This window comes from Bradyrhizobium sp. B097 (genome assembly GCF_038957035.1).
In the GTDB taxonomy this organism is placed as follows: domain Bacteria; phylum Pseudomonadota; class Alphaproteobacteria; order Rhizobiales; family Xanthobacteraceae; genus Bradyrhizobium.
This window is the reverse complement of record NZ_CP152412.1, coordinates 6,140,073-6,164,822: the sequence shown is the minus strand read 5'-3', so window position 1 is coordinate 6,164,822 and position 24,750 is coordinate 6,140,073. Positions and strand designations below refer to the sequence as shown.

19 protein-coding genes are annotated in these 24,750 nt (G+C 65.5%); 12 read left to right on the top strand and 7 right to left on the bottom strand.

All coding sequences use genetic code 11. The annotated features are described in order from the left end of the window. Window positions 1-15: 15 nt before the first annotated feature. The 6 genes from AAFG07_RS28745 to hpaH all read right to left on the bottom strand — a co-directional run bounded on the left by AAFG07_RS28745 (window position 16) and on the right by hpaH (window position 6,576). A complete protein-coding gene (locus AAFG07_RS28745) occupies window positions 16-1,644 on the bottom strand; it encodes a thiamine pyrophosphate-dependent enzyme (protein WP_342723155.1) in 1,629 nt (542 codons plus the stop codon). A 23-nt stretch (window positions 1,645-1,667) separates the two neighbouring features. Further along, entirely contained in the window at window positions 1,668-2,540 is an 873-nt protein-coding gene (locus AAFG07_RS28740; RefSeq protein ID WP_342723154.1) for a fumarylacetoacetate hydrolase family protein, read from the bottom strand. A 162-nt stretch (window positions 2,541-2,702) separates the two neighbouring features. Then, on the bottom strand, window positions 2,703-3,686 hold the full coding sequence (hpaD, locus tag AAFG07_RS28735) for a 3,4-dihydroxyphenylacetate 2,3-dioxygenase (RefSeq protein WP_342723152.1): 984 nt from the start codon (window positions 3,684-3,686) through the stop codon (window positions 2,703-2,705). Window positions 3,687-3,812: 126 nt separating this feature from the next. After that, window positions 3,813-5,357, bottom strand: a complete 1,545-nt coding sequence (hpaE, locus tag AAFG07_RS28730) for a 5-carboxymethyl-2-hydroxymuconate semialdehyde dehydrogenase (RefSeq protein ID WP_342723151.1) — start codon at window positions 5,355-5,357, stop codon at window positions 3,813-3,815. Next, the gene (locus tag AAFG07_RS28725; protein ID WP_342723150.1) at window positions 5,350-5,748 is read right to left on the bottom strand and encodes a 5-carboxymethyl-2-hydroxymuconate Delta-isomerase; all 399 of its coding nucleotides are present in this window, start codon (window positions 5,746-5,748) and stop codon (window positions 5,350-5,352) included. The genes hpaE and AAFG07_RS28725 overlap by 8 nt, the downstream gene beginning before the upstream one ends. Window positions 5,749-5,769: 21 nt before the next feature. Further along, window positions 5,770-6,576, bottom strand: a complete 807-nt coding sequence (gene hpaH / locus AAFG07_RS28720; RefSeq protein ID WP_074129044.1) for a 2-oxo-hept-4-ene-1,7-dioate hydratase — start codon at window positions 6,574-6,576, stop codon at window positions 5,770-5,772. Between the two features lie 110 nt (window positions 6,577-6,686). On the opposite strand from hpaH, the gene hpaR reads away from it, so the two are divergent. Continuing rightward, complete coding sequence (gene hpaR / locus AAFG07_RS28715) at window positions 6,687-7,220, top strand: homoprotocatechuate degradation operon regulator HpaR (protein WP_342723149.1); 534 nt, start codon at window positions 6,687-6,689, stop codon at window positions 7,218-7,220. 25 nt (window positions 7,221-7,245) lie between these two features. Here the strand turns inward: hpaR and AAFG07_RS28710 are convergent, their stop codons facing one another. Continuing rightward, complete coding sequence (locus AAFG07_RS28710; protein ID WP_342723148.1) at window positions 7,246-8,241, bottom strand: GntR family transcriptional regulator; 996 nt, start codon at window positions 8,239-8,241, stop codon at window positions 7,246-7,248. Window positions 8,242-8,530: 289 nt separating this feature from the next. Here AAFG07_RS28710 and AAFG07_RS28705 point away from each other — a divergent pair, with 289 nt between their 5' ends. The 11 genes from AAFG07_RS28705 (at window position 8,531) to AAFG07_RS28655 (ending at window position 24,715) form a co-directional block, all read left to right on the top strand. Further along, complete coding sequence (locus AAFG07_RS28705; RefSeq protein ID WP_342723147.1) at window positions 8,531-9,676, top strand: ABC transporter substrate-binding protein; 1,146 nt, start codon at window positions 8,531-8,533, stop codon at window positions 9,674-9,676. 239 nt (window positions 9,677-9,915) lie between these two features. Then, window positions 9,916-10,791: a branched-chain amino acid ABC transporter permease gene (locus AAFG07_RS28700; RefSeq protein WP_029082157.1), complete on the top strand. Its 876-nt coding sequence runs from the start codon at window positions 9,916-9,918 to the stop codon at window positions 10,789-10,791. Next, window positions 10,788-12,560 (top strand): branched-chain amino acid ABC transporter ATP-binding protein/permease, encoded by a 1,773-nt coding sequence (locus AAFG07_RS28695; RefSeq protein WP_342723146.1) that lies wholly within the window; start codon window positions 10,788-10,790, stop codon window positions 12,558-12,560. The genes AAFG07_RS28700 and AAFG07_RS28695 overlap by 4 nt, the downstream gene beginning before the upstream one ends. Next, a complete protein-coding gene (locus AAFG07_RS28690) occupies window positions 12,560-13,288 on the top strand; it encodes an ABC transporter ATP-binding protein (protein WP_050406791.1) in 729 nt (242 codons plus the stop codon). Before AAFG07_RS28695 ends, AAFG07_RS28690 begins: the two co-directional genes overlap by 1 nt. Window positions 13,289-13,324: 36 nt before the next feature. Further along, window positions 13,325-14,410, top strand: coding sequence for a malate/lactate/ureidoglycolate dehydrogenase (locus AAFG07_RS28685; RefSeq protein WP_342723145.1), 1,086 nt, complete (start codon window positions 13,325-13,327; stop codon window positions 14,408-14,410). A gap of 39 nt (window positions 14,411-14,449) precedes the next feature. Beyond that, on the top strand, window positions 14,450-15,226 hold the full coding sequence (locus AAFG07_RS28680; RefSeq protein ID WP_212311132.1) for an aldolase/citrate lyase family protein: 777 nt from the start codon (window positions 14,450-14,452) through the stop codon (window positions 15,224-15,226). A gap of 209 nt (window positions 15,227-15,435) precedes the next feature. After that, window positions 15,436-16,959, top strand: coding sequence for an altronate dehydratase family protein (locus tag AAFG07_RS28675; RefSeq protein ID WP_342723144.1), 1,524 nt, complete (start codon window positions 15,436-15,438; stop codon window positions 16,957-16,959). Between the two features lie 340 nt (window positions 16,960-17,299). Further along, window positions 17,300-17,797 carry a GDSL-type esterase/lipase family protein gene (locus AAFG07_RS28670; protein ID WP_342723143.1) on the top strand — a complete coding sequence of 166 codons (498 nt, stop codon included), beginning with the start codon at window positions 17,300-17,302 and terminating at the stop codon, window positions 17,795-17,797. A 224-nt stretch (window positions 17,798-18,021) separates the two neighbouring features. After that, entirely contained in the window at window positions 18,022-21,288 is a 3,267-nt protein-coding gene (locus AAFG07_RS28665) for a transglutaminase family protein (protein ID WP_342723142.1), read from the top strand. A gap of 83 nt (window positions 21,289-21,371) precedes the next feature. Continuing rightward, entirely contained in the window at window positions 21,372-23,840 is a 2,469-nt protein-coding gene (locus tag AAFG07_RS28660; protein WP_342723141.1) for a circularly permuted type 2 ATP-grasp protein, read from the top strand. After that, complete coding sequence (locus AAFG07_RS28655) at window positions 23,837-24,715, top strand: transglutaminase family protein (RefSeq protein WP_342723139.1); 879 nt, start codon at window positions 23,837-23,839, stop codon at window positions 24,713-24,715. The genes AAFG07_RS28660 and AAFG07_RS28655 overlap by 4 nt, the downstream gene beginning before the upstream one ends. Window positions 24,716-24,750 lie beyond the last annotated feature (35 nt).

Here is a 24,750-nt window from a genome sequence, read left to right as displayed (position 1 = left end):
GACGGGCGTTTGGCCTCAGTTGTTCCTCGCCGGATGGATGAACGCCCAGGGACTGACTTCCGAATCCGTCGGCACTTCCACCGAGATCACATAGGGCCCGCCATCGGCCAGCGCCTTCTCCAGCACGGGTCGGAAATGATCGGGCGAGGTGACGCGCGCGGCGCCGACGCCGAAGGACTCCGCGAGCTTGACGAAATCGGGATTGACCAGGTCGGAGGCAACGACACGGCCATCGAAGCGCTCGCGCTGGTCGCGGCGGACATTGCCGTAGGCGTTGTTGTTGAACACCAGCGTCACCACGCCGATCTTGAACTGCACGGCGGTGGCGAGCTCCTGCACGCCGAACATGAAGCCGCCGTCGCCGGTGATTGCGACCACCGGCTTGTTCGGATTAGCGACCTTGGCGCCGAGCGCGGTCGGGAAGCCCGAGCCGAGCGTGCCCTGATAGCCCGAGGTGACGAAAGTGCGCGGCTCGTAGATCGGAAAGCCGTACCAGGAGGCGAAGCCGACTTGCGACAGCTCATCGGTGACGATGGCGTTGGCCGGCAGCACCTCGCGCAGGATCTTCAGATAGGCCATCTGCGGCTGGATGCGCTGGATCTCCTGGGCGGTGGCCGCGGTCGCCTCGCGGATCGCGGCGCGGCGGCCCGAGGTCTTGCTGTAGCCCGCCTTGCGCACGGCGGCGATGAGGTCGGCGGTGCCGGCCCTGGCGTCCGCGATCACACCGGCGTCGGCCGGCCAGCGGCGCAGCTCGACCGGATCGATGTCGATCCGCACGCATTTCAGGCCTGCCGGCTGATATGGCCAGCGCGACATGGTCGGCAGCTCCATGCGGGTGCCGATGCCGATCATCAGGTCGGTCTTCGGCCAGAGCTTGTAGGCCGCGGCCATGGTGAGCCCGAGCTCGTGTGCGTTGGAGACGATGCCGCGGCCGCTACGGAATGCGACCACCGGCGCATCGATCATCTCGGCCAGTTCGAGGATCTCCTCGCGGGCCTCGATCGCGCCGCTGCCGACGAAAATCATCGGCGCCTTGCTGCCGGCGATCAGATCGGCGGCGGCCTTGATGCGATCCGGATCGGGCTGCGGCGCCGGCATCAGGTCGAACGGTTTGACGGCTGCGACCTGGGTGCGCTGGGTGAAGACGTCCCACGGCATCTCCAGCGACGCGGGACCGCGCCGGCCCGACAGCATCTCTTGGAATGCGCGCGACACCATCGCAGGCGCGTTGTCAGGATATTCGATCCGGTCGGCCCATTTCACGAAGGTGCGTAGCGTCGCAAGCTGGTCCGGCATCTCGTGCAGATGGCCGCGGCCCTTACCGAGAAATTGCGTCGGCACCTGGCCGGTCAGGCACAGCACCGGCTCGTTGCAGCCGAATGCGGTCAGCAGCGCCGCCGAGGCGTTGAGCACGCCGGGACCGGGCACGACGCTGAACACGCCGGGCTTGCCGGAGGAGCGGGCATAGCCGAACGCCATGTAGCCACAGGCCTGCTCATGCCGGGCGCCGATCACCTTGAGCTGCGCCTGGTGGAACGCATCGAACAGGCCATAGATCTGCGCGCCGGGCAGGCCGAACACGGTGTCGACGCCGTGGGCGACGAGGCCGTTGACGATCGCTTCGCCGCCGGATGTTGAGGTCATGGCACTGTCCACTTGCTGTGAGGTTAGGTGGCTTCGTCGACGACGCCGTTGCGCAGGATACCGACGCCTTCGGCCTCGACCTCGACGACATCGCCGGGCTTCAGATAGCGCGGCGGATCGAACCGCGCACCTGCGCCGGTCGGGGTGCCCGTGACTATGATGTCGCCGGGAACCAGCGTCGTGAAGGTCGAGATGTAGTTGATGAGGTAGCGGAAGCCGAAGATCAAGCGCGAGGTGCGGTCGTCCTGCCTGACTTCGCCATTGACTCGCGTAGTCAGCCGGATATCGGCGATCTGCGCCTCGCTGGTGTAAGGTACGATCCACGGGCCAAGACTGCCGGTGGAATCGAAGTTCTTGCCCTGGGTGACGTTGAATTTGGCGTGGCGCACCCAGTCGCGGATGGTGCCTTCGTTGCAGAGCGTGATCGCGGCGATGTGATCGAGCGCGGCGCTCTCGGCAATGTGCCGGCCGGCCTTGCCGATCACCAGCACCAGCTCGCCCTCATAGTCGAGCTGCGGCGAGACGCGCGGCCGCACCACCGGCGTGTTGTGACCGACGAAGGAGCGCGGCACCCGCAGGAACATGCTCGGATATTTCGGCGCGTCCGAGCCGTCCTTGTACTCGGCGTTACGGTCCGGATAGTTGACGCCGATGCAGATGATCTTGTCCGGCGCCGGAATTGGCGGCTGCCAGGTGACCGCGTCCAGCGCGTGGTCGGGCGCGCGCTTGGCGGCGTCCTCGACAAGCCTGGTCAGTGCGCCGGCGGCGATCGCCTCACGCAGCGTCGGATAGTCCTTGGCGAAGCGCGACGAGAGGTCGACGATGCCGGTGTCGGTGACGGCGCCATATTGCGTGGCGCCGTTGACGGAATAGGTGGCGAGGCGAGGGGCTGACATTAGCTATCCAATTCTTGATGTCGTCCCGGCGAAGGCCGGGACCCATACGCCGCGGCCATTGGAATGGGTACGCGGCTAGACATTCTTTCGGCAACCCTATTCGGTGGTTATGGGTCCCGGCCTTCGCCGGGACGACGTGGAGGGTGTTCGTTGTATTCGCGCTTAATCCGCAACCAGCACATCGGCGACGAAGCGGGGCTCGCGCACCGCCTGGCCGGCGAAGGTCGAACCTTCCTCGAACCAGGAGCGCGGCGCCGGTGCGCCCCACAATGTCTGGCGGCGCGGATCGCGCAGCGACCAGCGTAGCGGCTCGTGGTCGTGATCGCCGGTGAAATAGTCGCTGGTGTAGAGCTCGATGCGATGGCCGTCGGGATCGCGGATGTAGAGGAAGAAGGCGTTGGAGATGCCGTGCCGGCCCGGGCCGCGCTCGATGTTCTGGAGGAAGCCGGAGGAGGCCATCACGTCGCAGAGATGCACGATGTTCATCGCGGTCGGCACCCAATAGGCGATGTGGTGCAGGCGCGGGCCACGGCCGTTGGTGATGGCGAAGTCGTGGACATTGCCCTTGCGATGCATCCAGGCGGCTGCGATGCGGCCGTTGTCGCCGTCCTCCTCGGCATATTCGGTGAGGCGGAAGCCGAGCCGGGCGTAGAAGTCGACGGTGTCCTGCACTTCGGCGGCGAACACGTTGAAATGGTCGAGCCGCTGCGGATGGCAGCCCTTGTAGAGATCGTAGCGCCGCAACAGATGCGGGCGCTTCTCCATCGTGGCGTAGAGCTCGATCTGGAAGCCGAACGGATCGGTGAATTGCAGCGTGCGGCCCTGGAAGGGCTGGTCGACGAAGGCGTAGGCAATGCCGTTCTCGGAGCAGAACGCCGCCGCCTTGTCTAGGTCGCCGTCATTGCCGACCTTGAAGCCGAGCCGGTTGCAGGCGGCCTTCGCCGCCTTGCGCAGCACCACCGAATGATGCTGGTGCTCCTCGCTGGCGCGCAGATACACCGACTTGTCGTCGCGGTCCTCGATATGGAGGCCGACGGTCTTCTCGTAGAAGGTGGCGCTCTTGTCCAGGTCCGTGACGTCGAGCACGGCATGGCTGCAGCGGATGATGTTGAACGGCGGATCGAAGACGTGGGTTGGTGCGGGCATTGTGCTTCCCCTCTGGATCGTTATTCCGGGATGCGCCTCTTGGCGCAGGCCCGGAATCCATACTCACGATCGTGGTTATGGATTCCGGGCTCGCCGCTACGCGTCGCCCCGGAATGACAGTGCTGGCTAAGTTCCCAGTTTCTGAATCTTGTGCGTCCCGCGCGCGAGCGAGACGTGCTTGGTTTCCATGTAGAAGTCGAACGAGTAGTCGCCGCCGTCGCGGCCGATGCCGGAGGCTTTCATGCCGCCGAACGGGGTCGGCAGGTGGCGGACGTTTTCCGAGTTGAGCCAGATCATGCCGGCTTCGAGCGCATCCGCGACGCGCAGCGCACGGCCCACGTCGCCGGTCCAGACATAGCCGGCAAGGCCGTATTGCACGTCGTTGGCGATCTCGATGGCATCAGCCTCGTCACGGAACGGGATCACGGTCAGGAACGGACCGAACACCTCTTGCTGGGCCACGCGCATGGTCGCGTTGGCGCCGGTGACGAGGGTTGGCTGCACATAGTGCCCGCCGCCCGGGCCGTCATGCGGCTTGCCGCCGACCGCGATCGTCGCGCCGTCCTGCCTGGCGACGTCGAAATAGCTGCAGACCTTGGCGAAGTGCCGCTCGTGGATCAGCGGCCCGATCTCGGTCGCCGGATCGAGGGGATGACCGACCTTGAGTGCCTTCACGCGCGCGGTCAGCCTCTCGATGAATTTCTCGGCGATGCTTTGTTGAACCAGCAGCCGGCTCGACGAGGTGCAGCGCTCGCCGTTGAGCGAGTAGATCATGAACACGACGGCATCGAGCGCGCGGTCGAGATCGGCATCGTCGAACACGATCACCGGGTTCTTGCCGCCGAGCTCGAAATGCACCCGCTTCAGGGTCGGCGCACCCTGTGCCATGATCGCCGAGCCCGTCGTGCTCTCGCCGACGAAGCCGATCGCCTTGATCGCGGGGTGCTCGGTCAGCGCCTTGCCGGCGTCCTCGCCGAAGCCGTGCACGGTGTTGAACACGCCGTCGGGCAGACCGGCCTGTTTTGCGAGTTTGACCAGCAGATCGGCGGTCACCGGCGACCATTCCGCGGGCTTGTGCACGACCGTGCAACCCGCGGCCAGCGCAGGCGCGATCTTCCAGGTCGAGAGCATGAACGGCGTGTTCCACGGCGTGATCACGCCGACCGGGCCGATCGGCACGCGGGTCGAGATATTCCAGTGCTCGTCCGAGGGCGTGTTGAGACCGTCGCGCGCCTCGCCGCATTTGTCGGCGAAGAAGCGGAAATTCTCCGCGGCACGGATCGCGGCCTTGGCCATGAAGCGGTGCGCCTGGCCGGTGTCGATGCATTCGAGTACGGCGATATCGTCGGCGCGCTCCTCGATCGCGTCAGCCACGCGATGCAGCAGCTTGCGCCGCTGCGCCGCCGGCATGTCGCGCCAGGCCTTGAAGGCCTTGGACGCGGCGGTTGCCGCACGGTCGATGTCCTCGGCGTTGCCGCGCGCGACGGTCGCAAGCACGGTGCCGTCGATCGGCGATTTCGTCTCGAAGGTCTGGCCTGAGGCGGCCGGCACGACCTTGCCGTCGATCACATGGCCGATGCCTTCGGCTTTCAACTTGGCAAGCAGAGGACCGGCGCGATCGCGGTTGGCCTGGAACACGTCGGCTGTAGATTTCGGAGTGGCTTTATCCATTGACCGTCTCCACCTTCAGTGCGTCGTGGATGTTGTTGCGTTTCCAGCTGGTTTCCTTGTCGTTGATCTGCATGTCGAACGACAGGGCGAACTTGCTGTTGGCGAAGACCGGATCGAGATGGGCCGATAGCGCCTTGAAGATGTGCTCGCCGGCCTTCTTGCGCGCGGTGAGGTCGCGGCCTTCGCCGAGCCGTAGCACCATGTCGAGGAAGCCGTAGTTCTTGCGGCCGTCGCCGATCGCGTAGTGCTCGCATCTGATGGCGCGCACGCGGATGCCGCCGAGCGGGAAGATGCCGGTCTCGACCGCGGCTTTGCGGACCAGTTCGACCGTCGCGCCCATGTCGACGAGGCCGTCGAGATTGGCGGAGTATTCAATCGTGAAATGCGGCATGCAGCTCTCCTGCTGAGTGCGTCAGGCGAAGTAGCAGCTCACGGACCCGTAAGGTCCGTAGTCGGCCTGGATGGTGTCGCCCTTGCGGGTCTCGATCGGGCGGATGAAGGAGCCGGCCAGCACGACCTGTCCGGCCTCCAGCGCGAGCCCGTTCGGGGCGATCTTGTTGGCGAGCCATGCCACCGCGGTCGCCGGATGATTCAACACGCCGGCGGCGAGACCGGTTTCCTCGAGTTGGCCGTTTCGGAAGCAGAGCGCGCCGATCCAGCGCAGATCGGCTTCGAGCGGACGGATCGGACGGCCGCCGAGCACAATTCCGGCATTGGCGGCGTTGTCGGCGATGGTGTCGAAGATCTTGCGCGTCGCCTTGGTCTCGGGGTCGACGCGCTCGACCCTGGTATCCAGGATCTCCAGCGCCGGCACCACGAAGTCGGTGGCGTTGAGCACGTCGAACAGCGTGCAGTTCGGCCCCGCGAGGCGATGCTTCATCACGAAGGCGAGCTCGGCCTCGACGCGGGTCGCGATGAAGCGGTCGGTCGGCACCAGGCCGCCATCGGCAAAGAACATGTCGTCGAGCAGGATGCCTGAATCCGGCTCGTCGATATTGAGCGCGCTCTGCATCGCCTTCGAGGTCAGGCCGATCTTGTGGCCCTTGACGACGCGCCCCTGCGCCACCTTCATCTCGACCCAGGCCTTCTGAATCGCGTAGGCGTCTTCGAGGGTAATGCGGGGGTATTCCAGCGACAGCTGGCGGATTTGCTTGCGGGTCTTTTCCGCACTGTCGAGCCGTTCGGCTGCAGCGCGGATATCGTCCTTGGAGAGGGCCATGCGTGCTACACAAAAGTGGATGTCGGGAGATGATTAACATGTTAAGTGAATTCCCGCAAACTGAATCAGGGCATGTTGCAACGCAAAATTTTGTTGCGGTGGATTAGGCGATGGCGCGCAAGAAATTGGATGAGATCCGGCCGGGGCAGGGGGACGACGCGTCGTCGCGACGGACCCCGATGCGCGAATTCTCGCGCTCGCTGCCGATGTCGCTGCTCCGCGCACGCGAGGCGGTGATGCGGCAGTTCCGTCCGTCGCTGCGCAATCACGGGCTGACCGAGCAGCAGTGGCGGATTTTGCGTGCGCTCACCGCGGTCGACGAGATCGAGGTCACCGAGCTCGCCCGCGTGGCGTTTCTGCTCGGCCCGAGCCTGTCGCGAATCCTGCGTGACCTCGAGGCGCGCGCGTTGATCGAGCGCAAGGCGGCGGAGAACGACGGGCGGCGCGCGGTGGTCTCGATCTCGGCCAAGGGGTTGAAGCTGATCGAGGCGGTGGCGCCGACGTCGGAGGCGATCTACGCCGAGATCACACGGCGATATGGCGCGCGCAAGCTTGCCGAGTTGCACGACATGCTGGGCGCGCTGGAGGCAAGCCTCGCCGGAATGGGCTCGGCCGATGACGCCGAAGTCGAGGCCGACGGGTAGTCGCGACGATGCGCGACCTTGCCGCTCAGGCCATGTAGGGCACGCGCGAGATCACGTTGATGGCGCGGAATTCGGCGATCCAGCCGGCGACCTTGGAGTGCGACCACTCGATATGGCGGCGCAAGGTCGCGGCGGCCGTATCGCCGTCGCGGGCGCGCAGGGCTTCGATGATCACCAGATGCTCGTCCATGAAGGAATCGATCTGCGGCGCGGTCAGCGCGACCTGGATGTGCTTGCCGATCACGAAAGCGCAGTGAGTGCGCTTGAGCGCTTCGACCATCTCGCGATTGATGCCGTAGCCCAGGCAGCGGATATGGAGATCGCCCTCGATCTCATCGAGCTCGCCGACGCCGACGCGGCTGCGGAATTGGATGCCCTCGCGCAGCCGCTCCGCCATCCGGTCAAGCAGTGCGGTCGGAATCCTCGCCGCAGCGGATTTGAGGAGCAGCGGCTCGAGGGTTGCGCGCACCTCGAAGATGTCGCGCAGGCGATCCTCATCGAGCGGCACGACATACCAATGCGCCTTCGCGCCTTTCTCCAGGATTCCGATCGCCTGCGCACGTAGCAGCAAATTGCGCGCAACCGTGCGCCCGACCCGGAAATGCCGCGCCAATGCGAGCTCGCTGACGCGGAAGCGTCCGAACAGCGACCGGTAGATGATCTCGCGTTCGAGCTTGTAATAGAGCGTATCCCAGGCGTCGCTACGCACCGCCTCGACGGGGCCGTCGGTCAGCCCGAACATCTGCGGTGTGATCGGGACGCGCCGCGGGTCGACCTTGCGCTTGCCCGCGATGACGCCGCGGCCGTCGAAGCGGCGCACCAGGCCGATGTGCTCGAGCTGTTCGAAGGCCTGCCGTACCGGCGAGCGGCTGGAGCCGAACAAGGTCGCGATCGCCGATTCGGAGAGAACCGTGCCGGATGGCACGTCACCCGCCCGGATGTGCTTCGCCAATGCGCTCTTGATCAGCGCGTAGGCCGGCTGTTTTCGTCTGGTCTGCGATTTCGCTCTTGGAATCGACATCGATGACTGCCCGCCGGTCACACTATCATGTGATTCCCGTCATGGTCGCTGGTAGCAGGCATTTACACACCGTTGCCAGCGAAGTTTTGACTATTGCGTGCAATGTGCAATCATGTTTAGCTACGTCAAACGCCAGATTGATGGCCGCCGTTGCGCGTCTTGTGCGCTGCAGCGGCGCTCACGCTTGTTCGCCGCGCCGATTGACGGTTGCGGATAGGCACTCGATCGACGCGTCAGCTCGTTTCAACGCAGCCGACATGCAAGTTCGGCGCACCAAAGGGAGGATTGAATGAAACTGACGAGGCGTGAGTTTTCCGCCGGCTTGGCGGCAGGTCTCGCTGCTCCCGCGCTGATGCGCAGCGCTTGGGCGCAGGGAGCGACCATCAAGATCGGCATGTGCGTTCCGGTGACCGGACCGGCGGCGGAGCAGGGCCTGTGGGCCCAGAATGGCGCCAAGCTGGCGCTGGCCGCGGTCAACAAGGCCGGCGGCGTGCTCGGCAAGCAGGTCGAGCTCGTCATCGAGGACGACCAGACCACCAATCCGGGCATCGTGCTGGCGTTCTCCAAGCTCGCCGCACAATCCGACATCGTCGCTTTCCTCGGCTCGATCCGCTCGACCCAGGTGCAGGCGATGGCGCCCGATGTGATCAAGGTCGGCAAGCCCGTGATGATCGGCGGCACCAATCCCGATCTCACCCATTCCGGCAATCCCTGGCTGTTCCGCTTCCGCCCGAACGACAATTATTCCGGCCGCGTGATCGCCGATTTCGGCGTCAACACGCTCGGCAAGAAGAAATGGGCGATCGTCCATTCCACCGATGCCTTCGGCACCGCTGGCGGAAAGGCGCTGTCAGAGGCGCTGACCAAGTTCGGCGCGCCGCCGGTGCTTGATCAGGGCTACGCCAACCAGAGCCAGGACTTCACCCCGGTCGTGCTGGCCGTGAAGCAGTCCGGCGCCGACGTGCTCGGCACCTACTTCACTTTCGAGAACGACCTCGGCATCTTCGCCCGGCAGTTGCGCCAGCTCGGCGTCAACATCCCGTGGGTCGGCTCGCCTTCGGTGGTGGCGGTCTCCTCGACCAAGCTCGCCGGTCCCGCGCTGTTCGGCACCTACGGCGTTGCCGACTTCGCCGAAGACTCGAGCGATACCGCGAAGGCGTTCGGCAAGTCCTATCGCGATGCCTACAAGACCGCGCCCGACAACCAGAGCGCCTGGCCGTACGATGCGATCACCATCCTGTCGGCGGCGATCAACAAGGCCGGCTCGACCGATCCGAACAAGATCCGCGACGCCATCCTGGCGACGCAGAAATTCGCCGGCGCCGAAGGCGAATATAATTTCGACAAGAATGGCGACGGTCTGCACGGCTACAATGTCGTGAAGAACGAGAAGGGCCAGATCGTCTACGACAAACACATCGACTTCAACGATTGATCTGACAGTCGGGGAGGCACGAATGGATGGGTTCCCTCCCCCCTTGCGGGGGAGGGTTAGGGAGAGGGGTAGGCCGCACGGGCGGAATTCGTGGCTTACCCCTCTCTCCAACTCTCCCCCTTGCGGGGGAGAGAGCCCTACCACCTCCCGCGTGGTCCTAAACGAGAGGCTGTGTACGACAAGCACACCGATCCGGCCGGTGCCGGGATATTCGCTTCCCCTCTAACCGAACGTTTGTCATGGATCTGGTTTTACAACTGCTGTTCACCGGCATCGGCATCGGCGCGGTCTACGCACTGGTGGCGCTCGGTTTCGTGCTGATCTTCCGCGCCACCAACGTAGTGAACTTCGCGCAAGGCGAGTTCTCGATGGTCGCCGCCTATCTGATGGTGGTGTTCTCGGTCGATCTCGGCTGGCCTTACTGGCTGTCGTTCCTGATCGCGCTCGCCGGCATGGCGCTGTTCGGCGTCATCTTCAATCTCGGCGTCTATTATCCGCTGCGCCACCGCACCTATCTGCCTGTCATCATCGCCACCATCGGCGCCTCGATCCTGCTGTCGAACTCGGTGCTGGCGATCTACGGCCCGCAGCCGCAGGTGCTGCAGGGCTGGTTCGATACGCCCGGCATCCAGCTCGGCCCGGTCTATCTCGACAGCCAGTATCTGTTGATCATCGGCGTCACGATCCTCCTGGTGCTGTTCAATTTCTGGTTCTTCGAGAAGACGCTGCTCGGCAAGAAGCTGCAGGCGACCTCGCAGGACAAGGAGATGGCCTCGCTGCTCGGCATTTCCGTCTCCACCATGATCATGATCACCTTCATCTATTCGGCCGTGCTCGGCGGTCTCGCCGGCATCCTGGTGGCGCCCGTGCTGTTCGTCTCGATCCAGATGGGCTCGACCATCGCGCTGAAGGCGTTTGCCGCGACCATCATCGGCGGCTTCGGCGATGTCGCCGGGGCCATCGTCGGCGGCCTGGCGCTCGGCGTGATCGAAACGTTCGGCGCCGCCTACATTTCGGTGCCGTACAAGGACGGCTTTGCATTCCTGGTGCTGATCGCCTTCCTGGTGTTCCGGCCGCAAGGCATCTTCGGCGAACGTGTCGCGGAGAAAGCATGAGTGCCAGCGACAACATGATTCCGGTGCCGGCCGTGCGCTCGAAGCCGTTGATCATCCGCCATTTGCCGTATTTCATCGGTGCAGCCGCGCTGGTGGCGCTCGCCGCCGGCATGCAGTTCGACGGCTACATCCTCAACATCCTGCTGCAGGCGACGACCTTCTCGATCGCGGTGTTCGGGCTTTCGGTCGTGCTCGGCCTGTGCGGCCAGATCAACCTGGCGCAGGCCGCATTCTTCGGCTTCGGCGCCTATGCCGTCGGCCTCGGCACCGCCGACCTGCATCTGAACTTCTGGCTTTGCCTGGTCGGCGCCTGCGCGATCACGCTGGTCGCCGGCGCGTTTTTGGGCATGTCGACCCTGCGGCTCGGCGGGCATTACCTCGCGATGGTGACGATCTCGTTCCAGCAGATCGTGACGCTGGTGATGATCAACGCCATCGGCGTGACCCATGGGCCGGACGGCGTCGCCAACATTCGCCGGCCCGAGCTGTTCCAGTCCTCGCAAAGCTATCTCGCCTTCTGCGTCGCGATGCTTGCGATCGTCGGCTATCTGGTCTGGCATTTGCCTGACACCAAACTTGGCCGCGCCATGCGCGCGGTGCGCGACAACGAGCTCGCGGCCGGCGTCAACGGCATCGACGTGTTCCGCACCAAGGTCTACGCCTTCGCGGTGTGCGCAGTGCTCGGCGGCCTCGCGGGCGGCCTGTTCGCCGGCGGCTTCGCCTATGTCAGTCCGGACCAGTTCTCGTTCGCGGAATCCATTCAGTTCCTGACCATGTCGCTGCTCGGCGGCGTGGCCTCGCCGATCGGCTCGGCGATCGGCACCGGGCTGTTGATCCTGATCCCGGAATGGCTGCGCTTCCTGAAGAGCGTGCCGGGCCTCTACCTTGCGATCTACGGCCTGTCGGTGATCCTGATCATCCGATTCATGCCGGACGGCATCTGGGGATTCGTGTCCGACGCGTTCACACGCTGGCGCGCGCACACCAAGGCGCCGCCGGTCGCCGGAGCGCTCCTGCTCAAGCCCGCGACGACCGGCGGCGACATCGTGCTCGAAGTCACCGGGCTCTCGAAGCATTTCGGCGGCCTCAAGGCGGTCGACGGCGTCGACATCGCGGTGAAGCGCGGCAGCGTGCATGCGCTGATCGGACCCAACGGCTCCGGCAAGACCACGACGCTGAACGTGCTGTCCGGTCTCTACAAGGCAACCGCCGGCAAGATCGTGCTCGACGGCACCGACATCACCAGCATGGCGCCGCATCAGCGCACCGCGGCGGGGCTCGGACGCACCTTCCAGAACATCCGCCTGTTCCGCTCGATGACGGCGCTGGAAAATGTCGAGATCGGCGCCGAGCGGCCCGGCAACACCATGATCGGGAAGGGCGACGACGCACTGACCGAGCGCGCGATGGAGGCCTTGACCTTCGTCGGTCTCGGCAACCGTGCCAACGAATTGATCTCGAGCTTCTCCTACGGCCATCAGCGGCTGATCGAGATCGCGCGCGCGCTGGCCTCGAACCCGACGCTGCTGCTGCTTGACGAGCCGGCTGCCGGCCTCAACTCGACCGAGAAGCTCGAGCTACATGAACTGCTCAAGCGCATCGCAGCGCAGGGGCTCACCATCCTGATCATCGATCACGACATGACATTGGTCTCGGAAGCCGCCCAGCACATCACCGTGCTGAACTTCGGACGCCGTATCGCCGACGGCGAGTCCATGGCGGTGCTGCGTCATCCTGACGTCGTCTCCGCCTATCTCGGGAGCGAATGATGCCGCTGCTCGAAATCCGCAATCTCGTGGTCCGCTACGGCGAGATCGAGGCGCTGCGCGGCGTCACCATCGCCGTGGAGCAGGGGCAGGTGGTCACGCTGCTCGGCGCCAATGGCGCCGGCAAATCGACCACGCTGCGCGCGATCTCAGGCCTCGCCAAGCCTGCCTCCGGCGACATCCTGTTCGACGGTCACTCGATCGCAGGCCTCGGGCCGGAAGCGATCGTGCGGCTCGGCATCTCGCATGTACCGGAAGGCCGGCGCGTGTTTCCGGGCCTCACCGTGAAAGAGAACATCATGCTCGGCGCGTCGAACCGGAAGGTCGGGGCGTCGCAAATCTCACGCGAGGCCGACGCGATGTTCGACCTGTTCCCGGACATCCGCGCCTTCTCCAACGCGCTCGGCTGGACGCTGTCCGGCGGCCAACTGCAGATGGTCGCGGTGGCGCGCGGCCTGATGGCCAAGCCGCGGCTGTTGCTGCTCGACGAGCCGTCGCTCGGGCTGGCGCCTGTCATCGTGCAGGCGGTGTTCCGCATCATTTCGCAGATCAGGAAGGACACCACGGTCTTGCTCGTCGAGCAAAATGCGCGCATGGGACTTTCGGTCGCCGATCACGGCTTCGTCCTCGAGACCGGGCGGATCGTGCTGGGCGGCAAGCCCGACGAATTGTGGGGCAATGAAGCCATCGCCGCGGCCTATCTCGGCGGTCACGCCAAAACCCACGCCTGACAACGCACTGTGTTTCATCGAGCGAGCTAGTCTTTCATGGTCACCATCAAGGTCGATAATCTCATCAACTTCGTGTCCGAAGTGTTTTCCCATTCGGAGTCCTCTCCGGAAGAAGCGAAGCGGATCGCGACCTATCTGACGACCGCGAATCTGACGGGCCATGACAGCCACGGCGTGATCCGCGTGCCGGTCTATGTCAGGTGGAAGAAGATGGGCTCGATCGTGCCGAACCAGACCCCCGAGGTCGTGGTCGACACGGCCTCGCTCGCAGTGGTCGACGGCAAGTTCGGTTATGGCCAGACCGTCACGCCGGTCGCAGTGAGGCTCGGCATCGAGAAGTGCAAGAAGGCGGGGCTTGCCGCGGTCGCGCTGCGCAACTCCGGCCATCTCGGCCGCGTCGGCGACTGGGCCGAAATGGCTGCCGCCGAAGGCCTTGTGTCTGTTCATTTCGTGACCGCGGCGGGCTCGTTGCTTGTCGCGCCCTATGGCGGCGTCGAGAAGCGGCTGTCGACCGCGCCCTATTGCGTCGGCATTCCGCGCGAGGGCCAGGATCCGATCGTGCTCGATTTCGCAACCTCCGTCGTCGCCGAAGGCAAGTGCCTGGTCGCAAGCCGCGGCGGCAAGAAGCTGCCGCACGGCGCGCTCGTCGATGCCGACGGCACGCTGAGCGAGGATCCGCACGTGCTGTATGGTCCGTACACGCCGGACGGGCCGCGCGACCACACCAAGGGAACCGGCGCGATCCGTGCCTTCGGCGATCACAAGGGCTCGGGTCTTGCGTTCGTCTGCGAGCTGCTCGGCGGCGCGCTGACCGGCACCGGCGCGACGTCGTCGGACCGCCGTTTCGCCAACGGCATGATGGCGTTCTACATCGACCCCAAGGTGATCGACACCAGCAACTTCTTCGACGGCGAAATCACCCGCTACACCGATTTCATCCGCGCCACCAAGCCGATCGCGGGCACGGAGTCCGTGCTGGTTCCGGGCGATCCCGAGCGGAAAACCCGCGCCGATCGCACCAGGAATGGCATCCCCTTGCCTGACGACACCTGGGCGGCGATAGTGAATACCGCGCGCGAAGTCGGCGTCAGCGAAGTTTCGATCCAGCGGGCGACCAGCTGAGGCTCGTCCCCCAATAAACCGCAAAGGGAAACGCGATCAATGGCAAACAAGGTCAAGCAAGTCTGGGCATCGGGCAAGGCGGTGGTGAACGCGTGGCTCGCGATCCCCTCCGGGTTCTCGGCCGAAGTGATCGCGCAATGCGGCTTCGACAGCGTCACCGTCGACATGCAGCATGGCGTGCAGGATTATCAGTCGATGGTGCAGTGCTTCCAGTCGATGCATGCCCATCCCGTCACGCCGATGGTCCGCGTGCCCTGGAATGAGCCGGGCATCATCGGCAAGGTGCTGGACGGCGGCGCCTATGGCGTGATCTGCCCGATGGTCAACACGCCGCAGGAAGCCAAGAACCTGGTTTCCTACGCCAAGTATCCGCCGAAGGGCGTGCGCTCCAACGGCCCGATCCGCGCCGGCATGTACGGCTCGGCCGGCACCTATCAGCAGACCGCCAACGACGAGATAGTGCTGCTGCCGATGATGGAAACCAAGACCGCGGTCGAGAACATGGAAGCGATCCTCGATGTCGAAGGCATCGACGGCGTCTATATCGGCCCGTCCGATCTCGGCTTCTCCTACGGTCTGGTGCCGAAGCTCGATCGCGATGAGCCGGAGATCCTCAAGATCTACGAGAAGATCATCAAGGAGTGCGGCAAGCGCGGCCTCAATCCCGGCATCCACTGCTCGGGCGCCGAAGGCGCGGTGCGCGCGATCAACATGGGCTTCAAGCTCGTGACGCTGTCGAACGAAGTCGGCCTGATGCAGGTCTACGCCAGGATGCAGGTCAACGCGACCCGCGAGAAGTCCGGCGGCAAGGCGTAATTTGATCCTCTCCCTCTCCCCGTTCTTCACGGGGTCGAGACCAGCGAAGCTGGCTCTTAGAGGGTTGGGGTGAGGGGCTTCTATCCGGCGAGCACCATCGTTGTAAGTGACATCGTGCTTCGCCCCTCACCCGAATTCTCGCTGTGCGAGAATTCGACCTCTCCCCGTAAAGGACGGGGAGAGGTGAAGAATAACCAAGGAGAACTCCCATGGCCTCGGCACAAGTGATCCGCCTACACGCCGACGACAGCGTCCTGATCGCGCGCGCGAGCCTGCCGCCGGGGCTTGAGGTGACCGACGGCGTCACCACGGTCGATCGCATTCCGGCCGGCCACAAGGTCGCGATCAAGCCGATCGCGACAGGTGAGCCGATCCGGCGCTATGGCCAGATCATCGGCTTCGCGACCCGGCCGATTGCGCCCGGCCAGCACGTGCATACGCAGAACTGCGGCATGGGCGATTTCGCCAAGGACTATGCTTACGGCGTCGACGTCAAGCCGGCGCCGAACTTCGATCTGCCCGCGACCTTCGAGGGCATTCGCCGCGCCGACGGCCGCGTCGCAACGCGCAACTATATCGGCATCCTCACTTCGGTGAATTGCAGCGCTCATGTCGCCGGCATCGTCGCCGACATGTTCAAGAAGAACCCGTTCACCGGCGACAACCCGCTGGCCGATTTCCCGAATGTCGACGGCGTCGTCGCGCTGACCCACAAGACCGGCTGCGGCATGACCCAGGACGAGCCCTTGGCGCTGCTCCGCCGCACCCTCGGCGGCTATGCGCGGCACGTCAATTTCTCCAACGTCATCGTGCTCGGCCTCGGCTGCGAGGTGAACCAGATCGGCGGCCTGATGCAGGAGCAGAAGCTCGCCGGCCGGCTGCGCGCGATGGACATCCAGGAGGTCGGCGGCACGCGCAAGACCGTAGAAGCCGGCGTTGCCTTCGTGAAGGAAGCGCTCACCGACGCCAACAAGGTCAAGCGCGAGGCGGTGCCAGCAAGCGAACTGACGGTAGCGCTGCAATGCGGCGGCTCGGATGGTTATTCGGGCGTGTCGGCCAATCCGGCGCTCGGCGCCGCGAGCGATCTGCTAGTCCGTCACGGCGGCACCGTCATCCTCTCCGAGACACCGGAGACCTACGGCGCTGAGCATCTGTTGACCCGTCGCGCCGTCAGCCGCGAGGTCGGCGAGAAGCTGGTCGGCCTGATGCGCTGGTGGGAGGAGTACACCCAGCGTGAAGGCGCCGAGATGAACGCCAATCCGAGCCCCGGCAACAAGGCCGGCGGTCTCACCACGATCCTGGAGAAGTCGCTTGGCGCGATGGCCAAGGCCGGCAGCACCAATCTCGTCGACGTCCTGCATTATGCCGAGCCTGTCACCAAGAAGGGTTTTGTGTTCATGGACACGCCCGGCTACGACCCGGTCGCTGCGACCGGGCAGGTCGCCGGCGGCGCCAATCTCGTCTGCTTCACCACCGGCCGCGGCAGTGTGTTCGGCTGCAAGCCCGCGCCGTCGATCAAGCTCGCCACCAACACGCCGATGTACAAGCGGATGGAAGACGACATGGACGTCAATTGCGGCACCATCCTCGACGGCGAGGAGAGCGTGCAGGAATGCGGCCAGCGCATCTTCGACCTGATCCTCAAGACCGCCTCGGGCCAGCCGACCAAGAGCGAGAGCTTTGATTTCGGCGGCGCCGAGTTTGCACCGTGGGTCCTGGGCGCGACGATGTAGCATTGGCGTAGCCCGGATGAAGCGCAGCGAAATCCGGGACGCTCTCACCGTGGATAGAGATCCCGGATTGCGCTTCGCTTCATCCGGGCTACGGGCTTAGGAGCTACACATCCAGGCCGCATTCTCGCTGTCGTCCCTGCCGAGTGCGCAACTGCGCACGGGAGCAGGGACCCATAACCACCGGCCGTAGTGATGTGCAAGGCGTCTGCCACCGTTTTTCATCGATAGATCACGCGGTATGGGTCCCTGCTTTCGCAGGGACGACGGGGAAGCTGTTGGCGAATGAAGCTTCCCGGATTACGCTGCGCTCCATCCGGGCTACAGATTGGACGGAGGACACATGCGCGTGCGCCGGTTGGTTGGATGCCTCGCATTTCTGGCCGCTTTGAGCCTTGGCGTCGGTTCGGCTGACGCCGCGACCATCGTGGCACTTGGCGCGAGCAACACCTACGGCAAGGGCGTGGCGCGCAACAAGGCCTATCCCGCGCAGCTCGAAGCGATCTTGCGGGCGAAGGGTTTGAGCGTCCGTGTCGTGAACGCCGGCATCAATGGCGACACCACGGAAGGGATGCTGCAGCGCCTGGACCGTGCCGTCCCGAACGGGACCCGTGCGGTGATTCTACAACCGGGCGGCAATGATCGGCGCAAGGGCAGCCCCGACCGGACAGCGGATATTCAAAGTCGCCTCAGCGCCAGGGGCATCTCGGTGATCATGCTTCCTAACGGGATGCTGGGCGGGCTCCCGCATCAGCCCGATGGCCAGCATTTGACTCCCGAGGGCTATCACACGCTCGCCGAGCAGCTTGCGTCGCAGGTATCCGGCGCGATCGGCCGCTAGCAATCGCGTAGCCCGGATGAAGCGCAGCGCAATCCGGGACTCTTGCTGCGGATAAAGTCCCGGGATTTCGCGGAGCCTGTCATCGGGCGCGCATTCGCGCGACCCGTTGGCTCCATCCGGGCTACGGCTGCGCCCTTGCCTTGGGCAGTCGCTGCCCGTTGTTAGTGCTTGATGTCGACCGGAACCAGTGTTCTGCTCAAAAAAGCTGCTGGAGTCCTCGGTCCGTGTCGATCTTCGTCGTACTGCATCACGTCACGCACTACAAATACGACCGGCCGATCGATCTCGGGCCTCAGACCATTCGGCTCCGGCCCGCGCCGCACACCCGCACGCCCATCCTGAGCTACTCGCTCAAGGTCACGCCATCAAACCACTTCGTGAACTGGCAGCAGGACCCGCAGGGCAACTGGCTGGCGCGCTACGTGTTTCCGGAGAAGGCGACCGAGCTCAAGGTCGAGGTCGACTTCACCGCGCAGATGGCGGTGGTCAATCCGTTCGACTTCTTCGTCGAGCCCTATGCCGGCAGCTTTCCATTCGAATACCCCGGCGATCTCAAGACCGAGCTCGCGCCTTATCTTGAGACCGAGGTGCCTGGGCCGTTGCTCGCGGCTTATCTGAAGGACATTCCGCGCAAGGCCGACTCGACCGTCAATTTCCTGGTCGAGCTGAACGCGCAGCTGCAAAAGAAGATCGGCTACGTGATCCGCATGGAGGCCGGCATCCAGACGCCGGAGGAGACGCTGGCCGCGGGCTCCGGCTCCTGCCGCGACTCGGCGTGGCTCCTGATCCAGGCGCTGCGCCATCTCGGGCTCGCCGCGCGCTTCGTCTCCGGATATCTCATTCAGCTGCGGCCCGACATCGATCCGCTCGAGGGGCCGCGCGAGGTCGAGAGCGATTTCACCGACCTGCACGCCTGGGCCGAGGTCTATCTGCCGGGTGCAGGCTGGATCGGTTTCGACGTCACCTCCGGCATGCTGACAGGCGAGGGACATATCCCGGTCTGCGCCACGCCGCACTACCGCTCGGCCGCGCCGGTGACCGGCACCGCGGGCTTCGCCAATGTCGAGTTCGGCTTCGAGATGAGCGTCAAGCGGATCCGCGAGGCGCCGCGGATCACCAAGCCGTTTTCGGATGAATCCTGGGCGCGGCTCGACCGGCTCGGCGAGCAGGTCGATGCCGATCTGCAGAAAGACGATGTGCGGCTGACCATGGGCGGCGAGCCGACCTTCGTCTCGGTCGACGATCTGGAATCGCCGGAGTGGAACGTCGCCGCGGTCGGTCCGACCAAGCGCGGGCTCGCCGACGAGTTGATCCGCAAGCTGCGCACGCGGTTCGCGCCCGGCGGCCTGCTGCATTACGGCCAGGGCAAATGGTATCCCGGCGAGAGCCTGCCGCGCTGGGCGTTCGGCCTCTATTGGCGCAAGGACGGCAAGCCGATCTGGAACAATGCCGGCCTGATCGCTTCAGTCGAAAATCCGGGCAAGGCTGAGATCGCCGATGCGGAGCACCTCGCAATCGGCATTGCCGCGCGGCTCGGCCTGAAGGCTGACCACGTCATGCCGGCCTTTGAGGACACTGCGTTCTGGCTAGAGCGCGAAGCCGGCTTGCCGGCCAATGTCAGCCCTGCGAATTCCAAATTGACCGATCCGGAAGAACGCGCGCGGCTGGCGCGGGTGTTCGACGAGGGGCTGACCACGCCGAAGGGCTACGTGCTGCCGATCCAGCGCTGGAGCCCGCTCGGCGATCGCGGGCCGGCGCGCTGGCGCAGCGAGCACTGGAAGATCCGGCGCAGTCATCTGTTTCTCTTTCCGGGCGATTCCCCGCTGGGCCTGCGGCTTCCGATCTCTTCGCTCGAACACGTCCCGCCCGAGGATTTTCCCTACGTCATCGAGAAGGATCCGATGGCGCCGCGCGATGCACTGGGCGAGATCGATCCGGAGCTGACGCAGGCGCTCAAGGACATTGACGAGCCGCTGCCGGTGCGTACCGCAATGTCGATCGAGGTGCGCGATGGCGTGCTGTGCGCCTTCATGCCGCCGGTGGAGAAGGTGGAGGACTATCTCGAACTGATCGCCGCGATCGAGGCCGCCGCCGAGCAGCTGCAACTGCAAGTCCATGTCGAAGGCTATGCGCCGCCGTTCGATCCGCGGATCGAGGTGATCAAGGTGACGCCGGATCCCGGCGTGATCGAGATCAACGTGCAGCCGGCACAGAGCTGGCGCGAGGCTGTCGACATCACTCTCGGCCTCTATGAGGACTCGGCAAAGACGCGGCTCGGGGCCAACCGCTTCCTGATCGACGGCCGCCACACCGGCACCGGCGGCGGCAACCACATCGTGGTCGGCGGCAGCAAGCCGGAGGATTCGCCGTTCCTGCGCCGGCCCGATCTGCTGAAGAGCCTCGTGCTGTACTGGCAGCGGCATCCGTCGCTGTCCTATCTGTTCTCCGGCATGTTCATCGGCCCGACCAGCCAGGCGCCGCGCATTGACGAGGCGCGGCATGATGGACTCTATGAACTTGAGATCGCGCTGTCGCACGTGCCGCCGCCGGGGATGGATGCGCCGCTGTGGCTGGTCGATCGGCTGTTCCGGCACATCCTGGTCGACATCACCGGCAACACCCATCGCGCCGAGATCTGCATCGACAAGCTCTATTCGCCTGATAGCCCGACCGGCCGGCTCGGCCTGGTCGAATTCCGCGCGCTCGAAATGCCGCCGGACCCGCGCATGTCGCTGGCGCAGCAGCTCTTGATCCGAGCGCTGATCGCCAAGCTGTGGCGCGAGCCACAGCAGGGCAAGTTCGTGCGCTGGGGCACCGCGCTGCATGACCGCTTCATGCTGCCGCATTTCCTCTGGGAGGATTTTGTGGGCGTGCTCGCCGAGCTCAAGCAATCCGGCTACGACGTCGAGCCGGAGTGGTATCAGGCTCAGCTCGAATTCCGCTTCCCCGCCTTCGGCCGCATCCACCATGGTGGCGTCGGCCTCGAGCTGCGGCAGGCGCTCGAGCCGTGGCATGTGCTGGGCGAGGAGGGCACCGCTGGCGGCACCGTGCGGTACGTCGATTCCTCGGTCGAGCGGCTGCAGGTGAAGGCGACCGGTTTCGTCGAGGGCCGCCACGTCATCACCTGCAACGGCAGGCGGATGCCGATGACCGAGACCGGCCGCGCCGGCGAGGCGGTGGCCGGCGTGCGTTTCAAGGCCTGGCAGCCGGCCTCCGGCCTACATCCGACCATTCCCGTGCACGCGCCGCTGACGTTTGACCTGATCGATACCTGGAACGGCCGCTCGCTCGGCGGCTGCGTCTATCATGTCGCCCATCCCGGCGGCCGCAACTACGAGACCAAGCCGGTCAATTCCTACGAGGCCGAGGCGCGGCGGCTGGCGCGCTTCCAGGAGCACGGTCATACCCCCGGCAGGATCGAACCACCGCCGGAGGAACGCACAATTGAGTTTCCCTTGACCCTCGACTTGCGGACGCCGCTCCTGCAGTAATTGGGTGCAGGGGAAGTGCAATGACCGCATCGGGTGGCCAAGGAAACAGTCAAGAGAGCAGGGCCCGTCCCGGTCAGCGCCGGATGGCGCAGTGGACCCGCGACTATGTCCGGCTGCCCGGCATTCCCGATGAATATATTGCCGAGAACGGTGCGCCGCGGCCGGTCTGGGCCCGCTTCTTCGACGCCTTTGCCGGGCTGTCGCCGGCCGATATCGAACGCCGCTTCGCCTCCGCCGATCGCCATCTGCGCGAGGCCGGCGTCACCTATCGCGCGCCCGGCGATACGTCCGACCGGATCTGGCCGCTCAGCCATCTGCCGCTGATCATCGATGCGGCCGATTGGCGCCAGCTCGCTGCCGGCGTCGCGCAGCGCGCGCAGCTTTTGGAAATGGTGCTGGCCGATCTCTACGGCGACGGCCGTCTCGTCGCAGAGGGGGCGATTCCCGCCGCGGCGATCGCCGGCAGCAGCGAATATCTGCGCGCGGTCAGCGGCATCAAGCCGCCGGGCGGCCGCTATTTGCATCTCTATGCCGCCGACATCGGCCGCGGGCCTGACGGCCGCTGGTGGGTGCTCGGCGATCGCACCCAGGCCCCGTCGGGCGCGGGCTATGCGCTGGAAAACCGCCTGGTGCTGTCGCGCGCCTTTTCCAACCTCTACAAGTCGATGAATGTCGAGCGCGTCGCGCCGTTCTTCGAAGCGTTCCGCGATTCACTTCGCGCCAGCGCCGATCGCGACGAGCCGCGGATCGGCCTGCTGACGCCCGGCGCCTTCAGCGAGACCTATTTCGAGCATGCCACGCTGGCGCGCTATCTCGGCTTCCTGCTGGTCGAGGGCGACGACCTCGCGGTCTCCGGCGACCGCATCCACATCCGCACCGTCGCCGGATTGAAGCGGCTCGACGTGCTGCTGCGCCGGGTCGATTCCAACATGCTCGATCCGCTCGAGCTCGACGCCTCCTCCTATCTCGGCGTGCCCGGGCTCGTCGAGGTGCTGCGCAAGAGCGGCGTCGTGGTCGCCAACATGCCGGGCTCGGGCGTGATGGAGGCGAGGGCGTTGCTCGGCTTCCTGCCCAGTCTGTGTAGGCGTCTGCTCAGTGAAGACCTGATGATGCCGCACATCGCGACCTGGTGGTGCGGCCAGAAGTCCGCCCGCGAGCAGGTGCTGTCGCGGTTCGACGAATTCGCGATCGAAGGCGCCTATGGCCGCGGCGTTGCGGATTTTCCAGGCCACGGGCCGGTGCTCCCGGGCGAACTATCGGCCGTGGACCGCGACCGCCTGAAGGATGCGATCAGCCATCGCGGCATCGATTATGTCGGCCAGGAGCTGGTGCGGCTGTCGACCACGCCGGTGTGGGAGAACGGCCGCATCGCGCCGCGCCCGTTCGTGCTGCGGGTGTTCGCGGCGGCGACGCCGAACGGCTGGACCGTGTTGCCCGGCGGCTTCTGCCGGATTGCCGATCGGGCGGATGCGCGCGCGGTGTCGATGGGCGATGGCGCGGTGTCCGCCGACGTCTGGGTGGTCTCCGACAAGGCGGTTGCGACCTCGACCCTGCTGCCGGCGGTCGACACCGTCCGCATCCGCCGCATCGCCGGCGTGCTGCCGAGCCGCGCCGCCGACAATCTGTTCTGGCTCGGCCGCTATCTCGAGCGCGCCGAAGCCACCATTCGGCTGATCCGCGCGCTGTGCACGCCGCTGCGCGATCCGGCGCGGGCGAATTCAACCGGCTCGACGCCGGCGATGCATTCGGCCGAGCGCATCCAGCGCATGCTGGTTGCCTGGGGCGCGGCCTCGCAGACCGCGCGCGCCAATCCCGCCAAGGTTGCGCTCGAAGCGTTGCAGAACGAGGAGAAGTTCGGCTCGGCGCTATCGCTGGTGCGATCGGCGCAGCGCACCGCAACCTCGCTGCGCGAGCGGCTGTCGCCGGACGCCTGGCAGGTCATCACCGAGATGGCGGATCGGCTCGCGATCGAGGTTCACGACGATGACGGCGTCGTCAGCGCCGCCGAGCTGACCTTGCAGGAGCTCGCAAGTTTCGCCGGCCTCGCGCAGGAGAACATGAACCGCGCCGCCGGCTGGCGCTTCCTCGAGATGGGCCGCCGTGCCGAGCGCGCCATCAACACCACACGCTTTGCCCGTCAGTTCGCCTATGACGAAGCCGGCGACGAAGACCTCGACGTTCTGCTCACGCTGGTCGATTGCCAGATCACCTACCGCTCGCGGTATCTGGTGCAGCCGCTGCTGACGCCGGTGCGGGATCTTGCCGTGCTCGATCCCTACAATCCGCGCTCGGTCGCATTCCAGGTTGCGGCGCTGAACGGGCATATCGCTGCGCTGCCGAGCCTGAAGGAGCACGGCCTGATCGAGCGGCCGCAGCGGCTCGCGGTTGCGGTCGAGGCGATGTTGACGACGGCCGAAGCCAGCAGCCTCGACGTCAAGACACTGTTTGCGCTGGAGCAGGACCTGCTCAACCTCGCCGACTCCGTCGGGCTGCACTATTTCCCGCACGGACCGAACGCCAGCCGGCCGGAGAAGCTCACGGGGCTGGCGTGATCTACGACATCCGTCACGTCACGACCTACAGCTACGAGACCCAGGTCAGCTTCGCGCGCTGCGCGCTGCGGCTGGAGCCGATCACCGGCGACGGGCAGGAGCTGGTTTTCCATTCGGTCGAGATTCGTCCGAAGCCCGCGGAGCGCACCGCGCGGCGCGACTTTTTCGGCACGCTGACCGAAAGCGTCCTGATCGAGACCGCGCATCGCAGCCTTCGCATCGATTCGCGCTCGCGGGTCTCCGTGGCGCGGCAGCCGCCGCTCCGTGACGCGGCGAGCCCGCCCTGGGAGTGCGTGCGCGACAACGCGTTCGAGGCGTTGAGCCTCGATGCGGGCTCGCCGGTCGGCTACGTCTTCGCCAGCGCGCTGGTGCCGGTGCTGCGGCCGGTGACGGCCTACGCTTCGGCGAGCTTTTCGCCCGGCGGCGGTATCCTTGCCGGTGCGGCCGACCTGATGCGTCGTATCCGCGGCGACTTCAAATACGATCCGAAGGCGACCGTGATCTCGACGCCGCTTCGCGACGTGTTCGAGAAGCGCCACGGCGTCTGCCAGGATTTTGCCCATGTGATGATCGCCGGACTGCGCGGCCTCGGCCTGCCGGCGGCCTATGTCAGCGGTTATCTGCGCACCATTCCGCCGCCGGGCCAGCCGCGGCTGCAGGGCGCGGACGCAACCCACGCCTGGGTGTCGGTCTGGTGCGGCAGCGAGCTCGGCTGGGTCGGGTTCGATCCGACCAACGATCTCATGGTCGCAAACGACCATATCATTCTCGCGATCGGCCGCGACTTCGCCGACGTCTCGCCAGTCGACGGCGTCATCGTCGGCGCGCGCAAGCAGAAGCTCAGCGTCGCCGTCGACGTGTTGCCGGTGGAGTGAACCGAGGGGGCGAGGCGCGCGTTCGCCCGCGCCGC